Source organism: Alkalihalobacillus deserti, assembly GCF_020734105.1.
GTDB lineage: Bacteria > Bacillota > Bacilli > Bacillales > Bacillaceae_D > Halalkalibacter > Halalkalibacter deserti.
Map to the genome: position 1 here is coordinate 412,972 of NZ_JAJAFR010000002.1, position 14,958 is coordinate 427,929.

Consider the following 14,958-nt stretch of genomic DNA (forward strand, 5'->3'; position numbering starts at 1 on the left):
TGGATGATAAAGGTGGAACGCGTTCATACTATTTCTAGATATGTTAAAGGAGGAAGTTGTGAATGACGATGGATAATCCGAACCTAGAACAACAACCAGCACCTGCCACGCCACAAAAGGATCAAAAAGGCTCAGGGATCATCGAAAAGATACAAGAACTCGGACAAACGAATGTAGCGGATATGGGACAAACCAATATTCATTGTATGACAATAGTGGGGCAGATTGAAGGGCATATGCAACTCCCACCACAAAATAAAACGACTAAATATGAACATATCATTCCTCAACTAGTTGCAATCGAACAGAATCCGAAAATTGAAGGACTTTTATTAATCCTCAATACAGTGGGGGGAGACGTAGAAGCTGGTCTAGCCATTTCAGAAATGATTGCATCAATGTCTAAACCGTCTGTTACTCTTGTTTTAGGAGGAGGTCACTCCATTGGTGTACCAATTGCTGTTGCAGCGAATCACTCTTTTATTGCTGAAACGGCAACGATGACGATCCACCCTGTAAGGTTAACAGGATTAGTCATAGGTGTACCGCAAACATTTGAGTATTTAGATAAAATGCAAGAGCGTGTTGTCAACTTTGTAACAAAAAATTCTGGTATAACAGAAGAAAAATTTAAAGAATTAATGTTTTCCAAGGGGAATTTAACAAGAGATATTGGAACGAATGTTGTGGGTACAGATGCTGTAGAGTATGGATTGATTAATGAGGTTGGTGGAATTGGGCAATCTTTGAAAAAGTTAAATGAATTAATTGATCAAAACAAACCTGATCAACAAGGAGGTGTGGTTCAATGATTCTTTATACGATGATGCCGCATGAATATATCTTTCCAGAAGATGATAACAACTGGAATTCTCAGCAGGTGATCTCATGTGAAGCAGGGCATTTAGTCGTTGAACAAATCAACCACACACAATATCGTGTCATTCGACTAATAAGTGGAAATGCCATGAATTATCTCAATGAAAAATATACACCAGGAGCAATAATTCAAGCAAAACCTCAACTTTAGCTATGTAGACAAAGAATGTCTTATGCTATAATTAATTTAATCCAAGCATGGTCGAAGCAGCCAATTTTGGCTGCTTCTTATATATGTTGGTTAGATTTAGTAGCAAAGGGTGAAATGTATGGCTAGGCGAAAGAAAAAAAGAAAAACCGAGTGGAAATCACAGCTAACGTATGAATTGATCGGTCTCGGCTTACTAGTCATTGCTGTTGTAACTTTTGCACGAATAGGGACCGTTGGAGAAACGGTTGTCAGACTTTTTCGTTTTTTCTTAGGGGAATGGTTTATCGTGCTTGCAATAGGGCTTCTAGTTGTTTCGTTATACATTATGATAAAACGACAAAATCCAAAGCTTTGGTCGAGAAGAATTTCAGGATTATATGTTTTAATCCTCTCATTTGTCTTATTCAGTCATGTTGGGCTTTTTCACCAATTGAGTGGTCGAGAGGGCTTTTCAGATCAATCGGTTATTCGTAATACTTGGCGTCTGTTTTGGATGGAGATGAGGGGAGAATCGTCGCCTGCAGACTTAGGTGGTGGAATGATTGGTGCGATTGCGTTCGCCGTTAGCCATTTTTTGTTTGCTGAGATGGGTACATACTTTTTATGTTTCATCTTATTCATTATTGGCTTCATTCTTATGACGGGCAAGTCGATTTCTGAGATTATTGGTAAGGGTTTTAGAAAGTTTTATTTATTTGTTCTTGATACGTTCAACGGTCTATTTCAGGAATTAAAACTAATGAGAGAAAAGGCAAAAGAACGAGTTCAAGAAGAAAGAGAAGTGCAAAAAGCTAAGAGACAGGCCAGAAAAGAGGAAAAGAAGCAATCTCTTAATGAATTGGATGTTGAAGATGAGCCTCCCGAAAAAGTTGAACCTGAAATTGTTGATTTTACTCAAAAGACCTATCAAGTTCCAAATCAAAAAGAAGTAGTGAAAAACGATAAGGTGGAAAAGCAACAAACAGAAGAGGGACTGGAAGGCAATGTGGAGGTTCAAACCCCACTTGTGACAGCACAGGAGACAAATAAGTCCTATAAACTACCTAGTGTAGATATTTTGAAATTACCTAATAACCCGAGTCAAATTAATGAAAAGAGACATTTAACGGCAAATGCAAAGAAACTTGAAGAGACGTTAGAAAGTTTCGGTGTAAAAGCGCGAGTATCAAAAGTTCATTTAGGACCTGCGGTTACAAAGTATGAAGTCAATCCAAGTGTGGGAGTAAAGGTTAGTAAAATTGTTAATTTAGCAGATGATTTAGCTTTAGCACTTGCCGCTAAAGATATTCGAATTGAAGCACCTATCCCTGGTAAGTCAGCCATTGGTATCGAAGTTCCAAACCAAGAAGTCGCTATTGTCACGTTAAGAGAGGTACTTGATTCACCTGAATCTGAAAAAGATAAAAATGTCCTGTCCGTTGGCCTTGGACGAGATATCTCAGGGGAACCTGTATTAGCACACTTAAATAAAATGCCTCATTTACTTGTAGCTGGTGCAACAGGAAGCGGAAAGAGTGTTTGTATTAATGGAATCATTACAAGTATTTTGTTAAAAGCGAAGCCCCATGAGGTGAAATTAATGATGATTGATCCAAAAATGGTTGAGTTAACAATATACAATGGCATACCACACCTGTTAACTCCTGTTGTAACGGAACCCAAAAAGGCATCACAAGCTCTGAAAAAGGTCGTTGCAGAAATGGAAAGACGGTATGATTTATTCTCACATAGCGCTACTCGAAATATTGAGGGGTATAATGATCTCGTAAAACGCCAAAATGAAAAAGAAGAAGCAAAGCAACCACTATTGCCTTATATTGTTGTAATTGTGGACGAGTTAGCTGATTTAATGATGGTAGCGTCTGGAGATGTGGAAGACTCGATTGCAAGGCTTGCTCAGATGGCACGTGCTGCAGGAATTCATATGATTATTGCTACACAACGCCCTTCCGTTGACGTAATTACGGGTGTTATTAAAGCAAACATTCCATCGAGAATTGCATTTGGAGTTTCATCACAAATCGATTCAAGGACGATTTTAGACTCAGGTGGTGCAGAGAAGTTGCTCGGCCGTGGGGACATGCTTTACATGCCAGTTGGTGCAACCAAACCTAAACGAATTCAAGGAGCATTCCTATCTGACAGTGAAGTTGAAGATGTCGTTAATTTTGTTATCTCTCAACAAAAAGCTCAATATCAAGAAGATATGGCGCCTTCAGAAGAAAAAGTTGTTTCTGAGAAAGCGGAGGATGATTTATATGATTCAGCTGTTGAACTTGTGACTGAGATGAACACCGCTTCTGTCTCTATGCTTCAAAGGAGGTTTAGAATAGGTTATACAAGAGCAGCAAGGCTAATTGATGAGATGGAAGTTCGAGGAATTGTTGGGCCATATGAAGGAAGTAAACCGAGGGAAGTACTCATTGAGAAACCTAGAGAAGATGAGGCTTCAATTTAAATGAGTTGGGGAACCGTGGAAGGGGTAGAGAGTGTGATTAAAGCAGACCACAGACCATTATATTTACAAGTGATAGACCGAATAAAGAATGATATTGAGAATAAAGTTTATGAAGAAGGTGAGAAGTTACCTTCTGAGTTTGAACTCTCAAAAATTTTAGGAGTAAGTCGTGCCACATTACGAGAAGCATTACGTCTTTTAGAAGAAGAAAATGTGGTGGTTCGGAGACATGGGGTAGGTACATTTGTTCACACTAAGCCGTTGTTCTCAGCAGGTATTGAAGAGTTATATAGTGTGACTGATATGATCGTTAAAGCTAACATGGAGCCAGGCACTATTTTCTTATCTTCTGCAGTAGAAGTGGCAACAGATGAAGATCGAAGAAAATTCCTAAAAGAGGAGTTAACAGAGATAATGGAAATCGAGCGTGTAAGAACGGCCGATGGATCACCTGTTGTCTACTGTTTAGATAAGATTCCGAACGATCTTTTGAAAAATCATTCTATTCATGAAACAAAATCAATCTTTCGCTTCTTAGAAGAACTAGGTCATTCCATTACATATGCGATTACGTATATTGAACCAATTGGTTATCATGAACACGTCTCAGAGTTATTAGAATGTGAGCCTGGTTCCTCCCTATTATTATTGAAACAAATGCATTATAATCAGTCTGAACAGCCTTTGTTATATTCGTTAAATTATTTTCGTGCTGATAAATTTAAGTTTCACGTAGTAAGAAAAAGAGTGTAAGCATAACCTAAGCAAGATTGGTAAAAAGGAGATGATGAACGTGGATCAACTAATTGAACGTATCCATGAATTGCAAGGCTTAACCGTTCATTCCATGCATACGAATAAGTACAAAACTAATTCACTCATTTTAATGATAAAAGCACCGCTAACCAAAGAAACAGTAGCGATGAGAGCATTACTTCCCCATCTTTTGCAAAATGGTACGGCAAAAAGTCCGACTAGAAAGCAATTGCGTGAGCGTTTAGATGATATGTATGGAGCAATGCTTGCAACCGATGTCCAAAAAAAAGGTGAAGAGCATGTGATCACCATACGTCTAGATGTAGCCAATGAGCGTTTTCTTTCAGATGCTACACCGTTATTTGAGCAAGCTATTGAGTTGTTGGCTGAAATAGTTTTCGATCCACAATTGAAAGAAGGTACGTTTGTTAACTCGGTAGTGGAAAGTGAGAAGCGATCTCTAAAGCAACGTATTAAATCTGTATATGATGACAAGATGCGTTATGCAAATGTCCGAGTGACTGAAGAAATGTGTAAAAATGAACCGTTTGCGTTAACTGCTTTTGGAACAGAAGAAGAGGTTGAGGTCATTTCTCCTCAATCTATATACAACTACTACAAAGACGTTCTTCAAACGAATCAATTTGATCTATATATGGTTGGGGCTTTTGACGAAGATAAAGCAACTAAGATGGTGTCAACACACTTTCAGATACTTGGTGAAAAACAAGAAGTCGCACCTAATCAGACAACGCCAAGTCCGGATGTAACTGATGTAAACATCGTAAATGAAGAACAAGATGTAAAACAAGGAAAGCTCCATATGGGCTTTCGTACCTATACCACATATGGTGATGATGACTATGTAGCTATGCAAGTTTGTAACGGACTTTATGGTGCATTTTCACATTCGAAACTTTTTATGAATGTACGTGAAAAAGAAAGTTTAGCGTACTACGCTGCTTCAAGGTTTGAAAGTCATAAAGGCATAATGATGGTGATGTCAGGTATTGAATTTAATAAATATGATCGAGCTGTCGAAATCATAAAAGAGCAATTTGAAGCAATGAAAAAAGGTGACTTTACCGACGCTGAGGTTGAACAAACAAAAGCGATGTTAAAGAATCAGATTCTTGAAACCGCGGATGTTGCGCGGGGCTTAGTGGAATTGTCCTACCATCAAATTGTTAGCGGGGAAAAACGAACGATTGAAGAATGGTTGCAACAAATTGATGCAGTAACTAAAGAGGATATTGTAAAAGTCGCTGAAAAAGTTCGTTTGGATACGATTTATTTTTTAACAGGTAAGGAGGCGAACAAATGAAACCAGTTCAATTCTCACAAGTAGAAGAAACTCTTTATCATGAAAAGCTAGATAATGGACTGGATGTATACATTCTTCCTAAAAAAGGGTTTAATAAAACATTTGCAACGTTTACGACAAAATACGGATCGATTGATCAAAAATTTACACCTTTTGGTAAAGAAGAGTCCGTTCAAGTTCCGGATGGCATTGCCCATTTTCTCGAACATAAAATGTTTGAAGATGAAGAAGGAGATATATTCCAAGATTTTAGTAAACAAGGTGCATCTGCTAATGCCTTTACAAGCTTTACTCGAACGGCGTATTTGTTCTCTAGTACGACGAATGTGGAAAAGAATCTTGAAACCCTCTTAGATTTTGTACAGCACCCTTATTTTACTGAAGAAAGTGTTGAAAAAGAAAAGGGAATCATTAATCAAGAAATTACGATGTATGATGACAATCCTGATTGGAGAGCGTATTTTGGTGTAATTGAAAATATGTTCCATAATCATCCTGTTAAGATTGATATTGCGGGTACGATTGAATCGATTTCACATATTACAAAAGATTTGTTGTATTCATGTTATGAAACGTTCTATCATCCTGCGAATATGTTATTATTTGTTATTGGTCCAGTAGATCCCGAAGAGGTGATGACTCAAGTTAAAAGGAATCAATCACAGAAAAAGTTCTCGAAACTAAAAGAAATTCAGCGTTTCTTTGATGAGGAGCCAGACACAGTAGCAAAAGAAAGAAATGTGATCACAATGCCTGTCCAAACTCCGAAATGTCTTATGGGGTTTAAGGAAAAAGGAGCATTACGTCAAGGAAATGAATTATTAAAAAGAGAGCTTTCGCTTAACGTCATTCTAGATCTCATGTTTGGCCAAAGTTCAGATAACTATCAAGCGTTATTTGATGAAGGACTTATCGATGATTCATTTTCATTTGACCACTCAGCAGAAGCAGGATTTGGTTTTACGATTATTGGTGGAGATACGATGTATCCAGATAAGCTCTCTAGTCGAATTAAAGAAATGGTCGAGACGTTTAAAAAATCCAAGCTTACAGACGAGCAAGTCAACCGTGCTATAAAGAAAAAAATTGGTTCGTTCTTACGTTCACTAAATTCGCCTGAGTATATAGCAAATCAATTTACTCGCTATGAGTTTAATGATATGAATTTATTTGATGTCGTTTCAATGTTAGAGAGCCTTAAAGTGGATCATTTGCAAGAAGTGTTAGAGGATCATTTTCAATTTGATCGCTTCACGGTTTGTCAAGTGAAGGCGGAAGGATTTGAAGAATAAAATGAAACATATTTTAATTACGGGAGCATCAGGAGGGATTGGTTCAGCAATTGCGCAAGAGCTGGCTTCTCCTAGCTGCTCTCTTTTTTTGCATTATAGTCAGAATGAAACAGCCGTAAACAAGGTCGCATACGAGTGTAGACAAAAAGGAGCAACCGTTACACTAGTCCAAGCTGATTTAACAAGTGAGAACGGTGATGAACAACTTCTAAATCAACTGCCAAAATACAAAGCTTTTCAAGTGATTGTACATAATGCTGGTACCGCTCATTTTGGTTTGTTTACAGATGTCACAAATAGACAACTGAGTGAAGTAATGAATATTCATTTAATTAATCCAATGAGAATTACAAGAAGACTGTTGCCAAACATGATTGAACAACAACAGGGGAAAATTATTGTGATCTCTTCTATATGGGGGTTAACGGGGGCTTCCTGCGAAGTGATTTATTCCACAGCGAAAGGCGGATTGAATAGTTTTGTAAAAGGATTAGCAAAAGAAGTGGCACCAAGCCATATTCAAGTAAATGGTGTTGCACCAGGAGCAATCCGTACAAATATGTTAGACAGTGAGGATCTTGAGTTATTAAAGGCTGAGATTCCAGCCAATGTTCTTGGAACGACAGATGATGTGGCAAACGCTGTTGTTTTTCTTGCTTCTGATAAAGCTAATTATATAAACGGACAAATTCTTTCAGTAAACGGCGCTTGGTATTGTTAGTAGGTGAGTGCTGAGAAAGTAGCTAACTGACACACACAGCGCGTTGTACATCCCAATTAAGATTTTCTAGTCTTTTTTATCGCTAAAAAAAGAATCAACCTTACGATACCATTAAAATAAGATCTTTAATAATGGAAGCGATGAATAATCTCTTCTAAATTTGAAAAAAATAAGATCGAAGTACATTAACAAGGAGGAGCTAATTATGTCTGTACTCGATAATTGGGAACAATGGAAAGATTTTTTGGGTAACCGTTTAAACCAAGCTGAAAATGAAGGTATGAGCTCAAATGTTGTAACTGATGTTGCTTATCAAGTTGGTGAGTATTTGGCGCAGCAAGTTGACCCTAAAAACGAGCAAGAGCGCGTTTTAGCTGAATTATGGAAAGTAGCTGATGAGCAAGAGCAACACGCAATTGCAAGTATGATGGTGAAGCTTGTTCAAAACGAAGGCTAATTAGAATAAAAACGTCGCTATTAGCGGCGTTTTTTATTTGTAAAGTCGCAATACATAATAGTAGCAGTAGGAAGTAAACTATGGTAAATGAGTAATCATATTAATTATAAATCTGTCAACCTACAATTATTTCCGACAAAGTTCTTTCATTTATATCTAAAATCAATTATCATGATAGTTGAATACATACAAAGGGTGACGCAAATGAGTTTAAAGGAATGGTATCTGGAATATCAAATTTATAAAAACAGACCTGGATTGCTTGGAGATATTTCGTCTCTCCTTGGTATGTTAGCTATTAACATTGTTACAATAAATGGTGTTGATAATATGAAGCGTGGTATGTTAATTAGAAGCTCTAGTGATGATCAAGTAGCAAGATTTCAAGCTATTGTAGAAACAATTGAAGATATTAGTGTCATAAAAGTCAGGGAACCAAGATTGCGTGATCGCCTAGCTATTAGGCATGGTCGTTACATTGAGAGAGATGCTGATGATAAGAAGACGTTTCGTTTTATTCGTACTGAGTTGGGATTGCTAGTGGACTTCATGGCAGAGCAATTTAAACGCGAAGGTCATTTCTTAGTAGGAATTCGAGGAATGCCTCGAGTAGGAAAAACCGAATCGATTGTTGCAGCTAGTGTCTGTGCAAATAAAAGATGGTCGTTTATCTCATCCACACTTTTAAGACAAACAGTTAGAAGTACATTGGCTGAAGATGAAATGAGTGAAGACCATATTTTCATTATTGATGGAATCGTGACAACAATGCGATCAACGGAAAAGCACCGTACGCTTGTTAGTGATATCATGAGATTACCAGCTGTAAAAGTAGTTGAGCATCCGGATATCTTTGTTCGTGAAACAGAATATGAATTAGATGATTTTGATTGTATTATTGAGTTAAGGAATGATGATGGAGAAGAGATTACATACGAAATAGTAGAATCAGGTTTCTCCTCTTTTGATATAAGTTAAAGGTGTAGGTAGGTGTTAGAATTGTCAGAATTAGGTCAACAATTAAAAGAAGCACGTGAACAAAATAAGATTTCATTAGATGACCTTCAACAAACGACAAAAATTCAAAAACGTTACTTAATTGCGATTGAGGAAGGACGTTTTGATACACTGCCAGGAATTTTCTATGCGAGGGCATTTGTCAAAACGTACGCTGAAGCAATCGGATTAGATCCAGAACCATTATTTGATCAATATCGAGATGAGCTTCCTAATCCGCAACGTGAAGCAGTTAATTTACCGTCTCGCACAGCTCGAACGAAACCAACACCATCTTCGAAAAAACGAACAAAAAAAGGGTCATTTGTACCAGCCTTAGTAGCTGTTCTTTTTATCGTAGTAATTGTTGTTGGAATCTGGGTTATCGCTCAAAGCAGTGGAACAAAAGACGATGGTGCTATTGCACCTGATGATAGTGAGAATTTAGATGCGGAGTTTTCTCCTGGTGTAGGAAATGACGTTGAAGAAGATCTTGAAGCAGATGAAGGGAACGTGATTGACGAACCTGAACAAGAAAAAGTAGAGGCTGAACCAGAAAAGGTAGAGCCTGAACCGAGTTTCACCCTTTCATTCATTAGGAGTGAGGGGAAAACCTCTTTTTTTGAATTAGAAAATGGCCGATTGTCAGATGTTCGTATTGAGTTATCTGGTAGCTCGTATATAGATGTCAAAAATGCTTTAGGGAAAACATTTTATAGCGGTCAACCTTCCCAAACCGATGACATACCACCGTTGGATCTCGAGGCGGAAGAGCGAGTGATCTTTAACTTCGGTGCTTCTCAACATGTTGACTTATTTATAAACGGGGAACCACTCGATTTCCCCCAAGACATATCGCATCAAAAATTCGATATCACAATCTTAGATGAAGCTTCAGAGTAAGAGAGGGACTCATAATTCCTTGTAAAGGTCGAACAGAAAAGTCGATGCTCATAGCCTAGCTAGGCTATGAGCATCGGAACTGCTTTTTAAACCCCAGCAGGGTTTGAGTGTTTTTTTTTATTTATTAATAACTGGTTGAATTTATCAATTACTAGCAATTATGATACAATGTATTTATAGAGGTTGTTTTTTGAACGACCTTGCTTAAGAGGATGAAAGGTTTAAAACTTAGTTTTTTTGAATATTTATTTAGCTATCATTGTTTATGAAGGAAGGGAACTTTGTTGAATTTACCGAATAAAATTACGATATCTCGAATTTTTCTTATTCCATTGTTTATGATTTTTTTATTAGTACCCTTTCCATTTAAGGAAGTAAACTTTTTAGGAACAATGATTCCGCTTGCTCATTTAATTGGAACTGTTATCTTCATAATTGCAGCCGTAACTGATTTTTTAGATGGTTACTATGCAAGAAAATATCAACTTGTTACTAATCTAGGGAAATTTTTAGACCCGCTTGCCGATAAGTTACTTATTACGGCAGCGCTTATTGCACTTGTTGAATTACAACTTCTTGCTGCATGGATTGCGATTATTATTATTAGTCGTGAGTTTGCAGTTACGGGAATACGTCTAGTTGCAGCTGCCGATGGTGATGTAATTGCCGCCAGTAAATTAGGGAAGCTAAAAACGGTCACGCAGATTGTTGCTATTTCAGCTTTAATGTTACATAACTGGCCATTCCAAGCAGTCTCTCTGCCATTTGATATGATTGCTGTTTGGGTAGCAACCTTTTTAACGATTGTTTCCGGTGTTGAGTATTTTCAAAAAAATCAACATATTCTTCTTAAATCAAAATAGTAGGCGGTAGATAAGATGAACGCGGAGATTATTTCAGTAGGTTCTGAACTATTACTTGGGCAAATTGTAAATACGAATGCAGCTTTTCTTTCAAAAGAACTTGCTATTCTTGGTGTGAATGTATATTACCAAACAACAGTTGGCGATAATCACTCAAGACTAACATATGCTTTAGAGCAGGCGCAGTCGAGGTCTGATTTAGTCATTTTAACCGGGGGGTTAGGACCAACAAAGGATGACCTTACAAAAGAATCGGTAGCGGCGTTAGTGAGTAAATCGTTAGTTCATGATGTCCAATCGCTACATAATATTGAAGCTTTTTTTAAGAAAAGAAATCGACCAATGTCTGAAAATAATCGTAAGCAAGCATTGGTGATCGAGGGAAGTCATGTGTTATCTAACCATTACGGAATGGCTCCAGGGATGGTTGTTTCCTGTAAGGGAGTTAAGTTTGTTTTACTACCAGGTCCTCCCAAAGAAATGATACCTATGTACTCAAAAGAATTGTTACCTTATTTATCGCAAGAAATTGGTGGTCGTGAGTCAATTACTTCAAGAGTTTTACGTTTTTTTGACATTGGGGAATCTCAATTAGAAACGGATGTTTTAGATTTAATTGAAGCACAGACGAACCCGACGATAGCACCACTCGCTAGTGAAGGTGAAGTGACGTTAAGGCTTACTGTGAAACACGCTGATAAAAATGAGCAAAAACGATTGTTAGATGAAACAGAGGAACGTATTCAAGAACGTGTGGGTCAATATTTATATGGGTATGAGGATACTTCTTTAATGGAGCAACTGTTTTTACTATTACAAGAAAAACGCTGTACGATTGCTACAGCAGAAAGCTTAACTGGTGGAAAATTCCCAGGATGGCTCACGTCTTTTTCTGGATCGTCCTCCGTTTACAGAGGTGGAATTGTATCTTATGCAACCGATGTGAAGGAAAATGTTTTGGGAGTGTCGAAAGAAACAATAGAAGAGTACGGTGTTATTAGTCGCGAATGTGCTATGGAAATGGCATCATCTGCAAAAAAACAATATAGTGCGGATATCGCTATTAGTTTTACAGGTGTAGCAGGTCCCAATACGCAAGAAAATAAAGAACCTGGAATGGTTTTTATTGGTATAGCTGGATTAGCGGAAGAACCAATTTATTATGAGCTTAATCTAACAGGTGGGCGTGAAGCAGTTAGAGACCGCGCTGTGAAATATGGGTGTTTTTATTTATTGAACGAATTGAAAAGGTGGAATAAAGCAGAATGACAATGTATTTTAACGATTTTCAGATTTCAGAATCAGTTAAACGAGCTATAAAAGATATGGGGTTTGAGGAGCCGTCTCCTATTCAGGAAAAAGCAATTCCTGTTATATTAGAGGGTGGAGATGTAATTGGTCAAGCACAAACAGGTACTGGGAAAACAGCAGCATTTGGGATTCCAGTTGTTGATAAAGTGACTTCAGATCGCTTCGTCCAAGCATTGATCCTTACACCAACAAGAGAGTTAGCGATTCAAGTTTCAGGAGAATTACAAAAGCTATCGGTTCACAAATCGATCAGAACTTTACCTATATATGGTGGGCAATCGATCGGTCATCAGATCCGTGCTTTAAAACAAGGTGTACAGGTCGTAATTGGAACTCCGGGAAGAATCTTAGATCATTTGCGTCGTCAAACATTGAAATTAGATCGTGTGCATACGATTGTACTTGATGAAGCCGACGAAATGCTCGATATGGGTTTTGTTGATGATATTGAGGCGATTCTTCGTGAGGTTAACACGGATAGACAAACGCTTTTATTCTCAGCAACGATGCCTCCTGCAATTAAAAAGCTTTCACATAAATATATGTCAACACCTAAGATTGTTACGATTAATAAGGGTGAAGTGACCGCACCGTTAATTGATCAAATGTATTATAAAGTTCTTGAGCGTAATAAAATCGAGTCGCTTTGTCGGATTATTGACAGTGAGGATATAGAGTTAGGAATTTTGTTTTGCCGAACAAAAAAAGGGGTTGCAGAACTTGCCGAAGCCTTACAAGCTAGAGGTTATTTAGCAGATGGGTTACATGGAGATCTAACTCAACCTCAACGTGATTCTGTAATGAAAAAGTTTCGCGATTCCTCGATTGAATTTTTAATTGCTACGGATGTTGCTGCTCGTGGTATTGATGTTGAAAATGTAACGCATGTCATCAATTATGATATTCCGCAAGATCCGGAAAGTTATGTTCATAGAATTGGGCGTACAGGTCGTGCCGGACGTAAAGGATTAGCGTTAACTCTTGTTACACCACGTGAGATGAAACACTTGCGTTCGATTGAACAAGAAATTAAAATGAGTATTCCGTCACAAGATGTTCCTACGATTGAAGAAGTTGTTGTGAAACAGCAAGGATCATGGAAGAAGCTAATCTCTGATGCGATCGCAACAGGTGGAAAAGAAATAGATTTGTTTTCTCCACTTGTAGATGAGGTCCTCGATGAATTTTCAGCACACGCCGTAGTATCAGCGCTTTTGAAAATGAACTTCTCACCTTCCTCATCATCCGATGAATCTGGATATAATTTTGGTGAAACTGGCGCGGCAAAAGGAATGGTTCGTTTCTTTATTAATGTAGGTCGAAATGTAAATATGACACCGAAAATATTAATAGAAGCGATTTCGGATCTTGTTGGTATCCCCGGTAAATCAATTGGAAAAATTGACATTTTTGAAAATTTCACATTTGTAGAAGTTCCTGAAGAAGCTGCTCCGTTTGTCTATGAGGCTCTGCGTTACTCTAGGATTAGTGGTGCAAGAATTAATTTAGAACCAGCAAAACCTCGCCCGAAACGAGAACGTCCACCTACAGGAGAGCGTCGCCCAACTTCCACACGTAGCTAATATCAATAAAGAGAGAGTTCCCCACCTCGGGCTCTTTCTTATTTTCTTTCCCACCCTTCAAATCCCTTACCATTTTAGCGAATAAATGTTCGTAAAAACTATTGGCAAAAGCGAAGAAAAAAGGTATGATAGAAAAGAACAAAACATAGATTCGCTTTTCCAATTCATATATATAATATTTTTCATTATAGAGGAGAGATTTAAATGAGTGATCGTAAGGCTGCCCTCGACATGGCACTGCGTCAAATCGAGAAACAATTTGGTAAAGGGTCAATTATGAAGCTTGGAGAACAAGCTGAGAGACGAGTATCAACTGTCTCAAGTGGCGCTCTAGCACTTGATATCGCGCTTGGGGTTGGCGGATATCCAAAGGGGCGTGTCATTGAAGTGTACGGCCCAGAATCATCAGGTAAAACGACAGTAACTCTTCATGCGATTGCTGAGGTTCAGCGTCAAGGTGGTCAGGCAGCGTTTATTGACGCTGAGCACGCCCTTGATCCTGTTTATGCACAAAATTTAGGTGTAAATATTGATGAGCTATTGCTTTCACAACCAGATACGGGTGAACAAGCTCTTGAAATTGCTGAAGCACTTGTACGAAGTGGCGCAGTTGACATTATCGTTGTTGACAGTGTGGCCGCTCTTGTTCCAAAAGCAGAAATCGAGGGTGACATGGGTGATAGTCATGTTGGCTTACAAGCACGTTTAATGTCACAGGCATTACGTAAGCTTTCAGGTTCGATCAATAAATCAAAAACAATTGCGATCTTCATTAACCAAATTCGTGAAAAAATTGGTGTTATGTTTGGGAATCCGGAAACGACACCAGGTGGGCGCGCCTTAAAATTCTATTCGTCTGTTCGTCTTGAAGTACGTCGTGCAGAACAACTGAAACAAGGAAATGACATTGTTGGTAACAAAACCAAAATTAAAGTAGTGAAAAATAAAGTAGCTCCACCATTTAAAGTAGCTGAAGTAGACATTATGTATGGCGAAGGTATTTCGCGTGAAGGTTCTATTTTAGATATCGCATCTGATCTTGATATTGTTCAAAAGAGTGGAGCGTGGTATTCCTTTAATGAGGAGCGTTTAGGTCAAGGTCGTGAAAATTCAAAACAATTCTTAAAAGAGAATGCACACCTTACTGAGCAGATTGAAAAACTCATCCGTGATCATCATGGACTTAATGGTGAGATTGAAGTACCGGTTGCAGCAGAAGAGGAATTTGAGGAAGTTTCTTTTGATTTGAAGTAAAATAAGAAAA

General features: G+C 38.0%; 14 protein-coding genes. All 14 read left to right on the forward strand.

What is annotated here, in order from left to right:
- Nucleotides 1-62 precede the first annotated feature (62 nt).
- Entirely contained in the window at nt 63-812 is a 750-nt protein-coding gene (locus LDX58_RS05615; RefSeq protein ID WP_372459113.1) for a ClpP family protease, read from the forward strand.
- Nucleotides 809-1,030: a YlzJ-like family protein gene (locus tag LDX58_RS05620; protein ID WP_227935864.1), complete on the forward strand. Its 222-nt coding sequence runs from the start codon at nt 809-811 to the stop codon at nt 1,028-1,030. Before LDX58_RS05615 ends, LDX58_RS05620 begins: the two co-directional genes overlap by 4 nt.
- Before the next feature lie 118 nt (nt 1,031-1,148).
- Nucleotides 1,149-3,488, forward strand: a complete 2,340-nt coding sequence (locus tag LDX58_RS05625; protein WP_227935865.1) for an FtsK/SpoIIIE family DNA translocase — start codon at nt 1,149-1,151, stop codon at nt 3,486-3,488.
- A gap of 33 nt (nt 3,489-3,521) precedes the next feature.
- Entirely contained in the window at nt 3,522-4,241 is a 720-nt protein-coding gene (locus LDX58_RS05630; RefSeq protein ID WP_227935866.1) for a GntR family transcriptional regulator, read from the forward strand.
- 34 nt (nt 4,242-4,275) lie between these two features.
- Nucleotides 4,276-5,568, forward strand: coding sequence for an EF-P 5-aminopentanol modification-associated protein YfmF (gene yfmF, locus LDX58_RS05635; RefSeq protein WP_372459114.1), 1,293 nt, complete (start codon nt 4,276-4,278; stop codon nt 5,566-5,568).
- Nucleotides 5,565-6,860, forward strand: coding sequence for an EF-P 5-aminopentanol modification-associated protein YfmH (yfmH, locus tag LDX58_RS05640; protein ID WP_227935868.1), 1,296 nt, complete (start codon nt 5,565-5,567; stop codon nt 6,858-6,860). Before yfmF ends, yfmH begins: the two co-directional genes overlap by 4 nt.
- 1 nt (nt 6,861) lies before the next feature.
- Nucleotides 6,862-7,581, forward strand: a complete 720-nt coding sequence (gene ymfI / locus LDX58_RS05645) for an elongation factor P 5-aminopentanone reductase (protein WP_227935995.1) — start codon at nt 6,862-6,864, stop codon at nt 7,579-7,581.
- A gap of 205 nt (nt 7,582-7,786) precedes the next feature.
- Nucleotides 7,787-8,038: a DUF3243 domain-containing protein gene (locus LDX58_RS05650; protein WP_227935869.1), complete on the forward strand. Its 252-nt coding sequence runs from the start codon at nt 7,787-7,789 to the stop codon at nt 8,036-8,038.
- A 204-nt stretch (nt 8,039-8,242) separates the two neighbouring features.
- Nucleotides 8,243-9,016 carry a DUF3388 domain-containing protein gene (locus LDX58_RS05655; RefSeq protein WP_227935870.1) on the forward strand — a complete coding sequence of 258 codons (774 nt, stop codon included), beginning with the start codon at nt 8,243-8,245 and terminating at the stop codon, nt 9,014-9,016.
- A gap of 12 nt (nt 9,017-9,028) precedes the next feature.
- A complete protein-coding gene (locus tag LDX58_RS05660; protein ID WP_227935871.1) occupies nt 9,029-9,937 on the forward strand; it encodes a helix-turn-helix domain-containing protein in 909 nt (302 codons plus the stop codon).
- A gap of 284 nt (nt 9,938-10,221) precedes the next feature.
- Nucleotides 10,222-10,800, forward strand: coding sequence for a CDP-diacylglycerol--glycerol-3-phosphate 3-phosphatidyltransferase (pgsA, locus tag LDX58_RS05665; RefSeq protein WP_227935872.1), 579 nt, complete (start codon nt 10,222-10,224; stop codon nt 10,798-10,800).
- A gap of 15 nt (nt 10,801-10,815) precedes the next feature.
- Nucleotides 10,816-12,069, forward strand: a complete 1,254-nt coding sequence (locus LDX58_RS05670) for a competence/damage-inducible protein A (protein ID WP_227935873.1) — start codon at nt 10,816-10,818, stop codon at nt 12,067-12,069.
- A complete protein-coding gene (locus LDX58_RS05675; protein ID WP_227935874.1) occupies nt 12,066-13,694 on the forward strand; it encodes a DEAD/DEAH box helicase in 1,629 nt (542 codons plus the stop codon). Before LDX58_RS05670 ends, LDX58_RS05675 begins: the two co-directional genes overlap by 4 nt.
- Nucleotides 13,695-13,898: 204 nt before the next feature.
- Entirely contained in the window at nt 13,899-14,948 is a 1,050-nt protein-coding gene (recA, locus tag LDX58_RS05680; protein WP_227935875.1) for a recombinase RecA, read from the forward strand.
- The last annotated feature ends 10 nt before the right edge of the window (nt 14,949-14,958 follow it).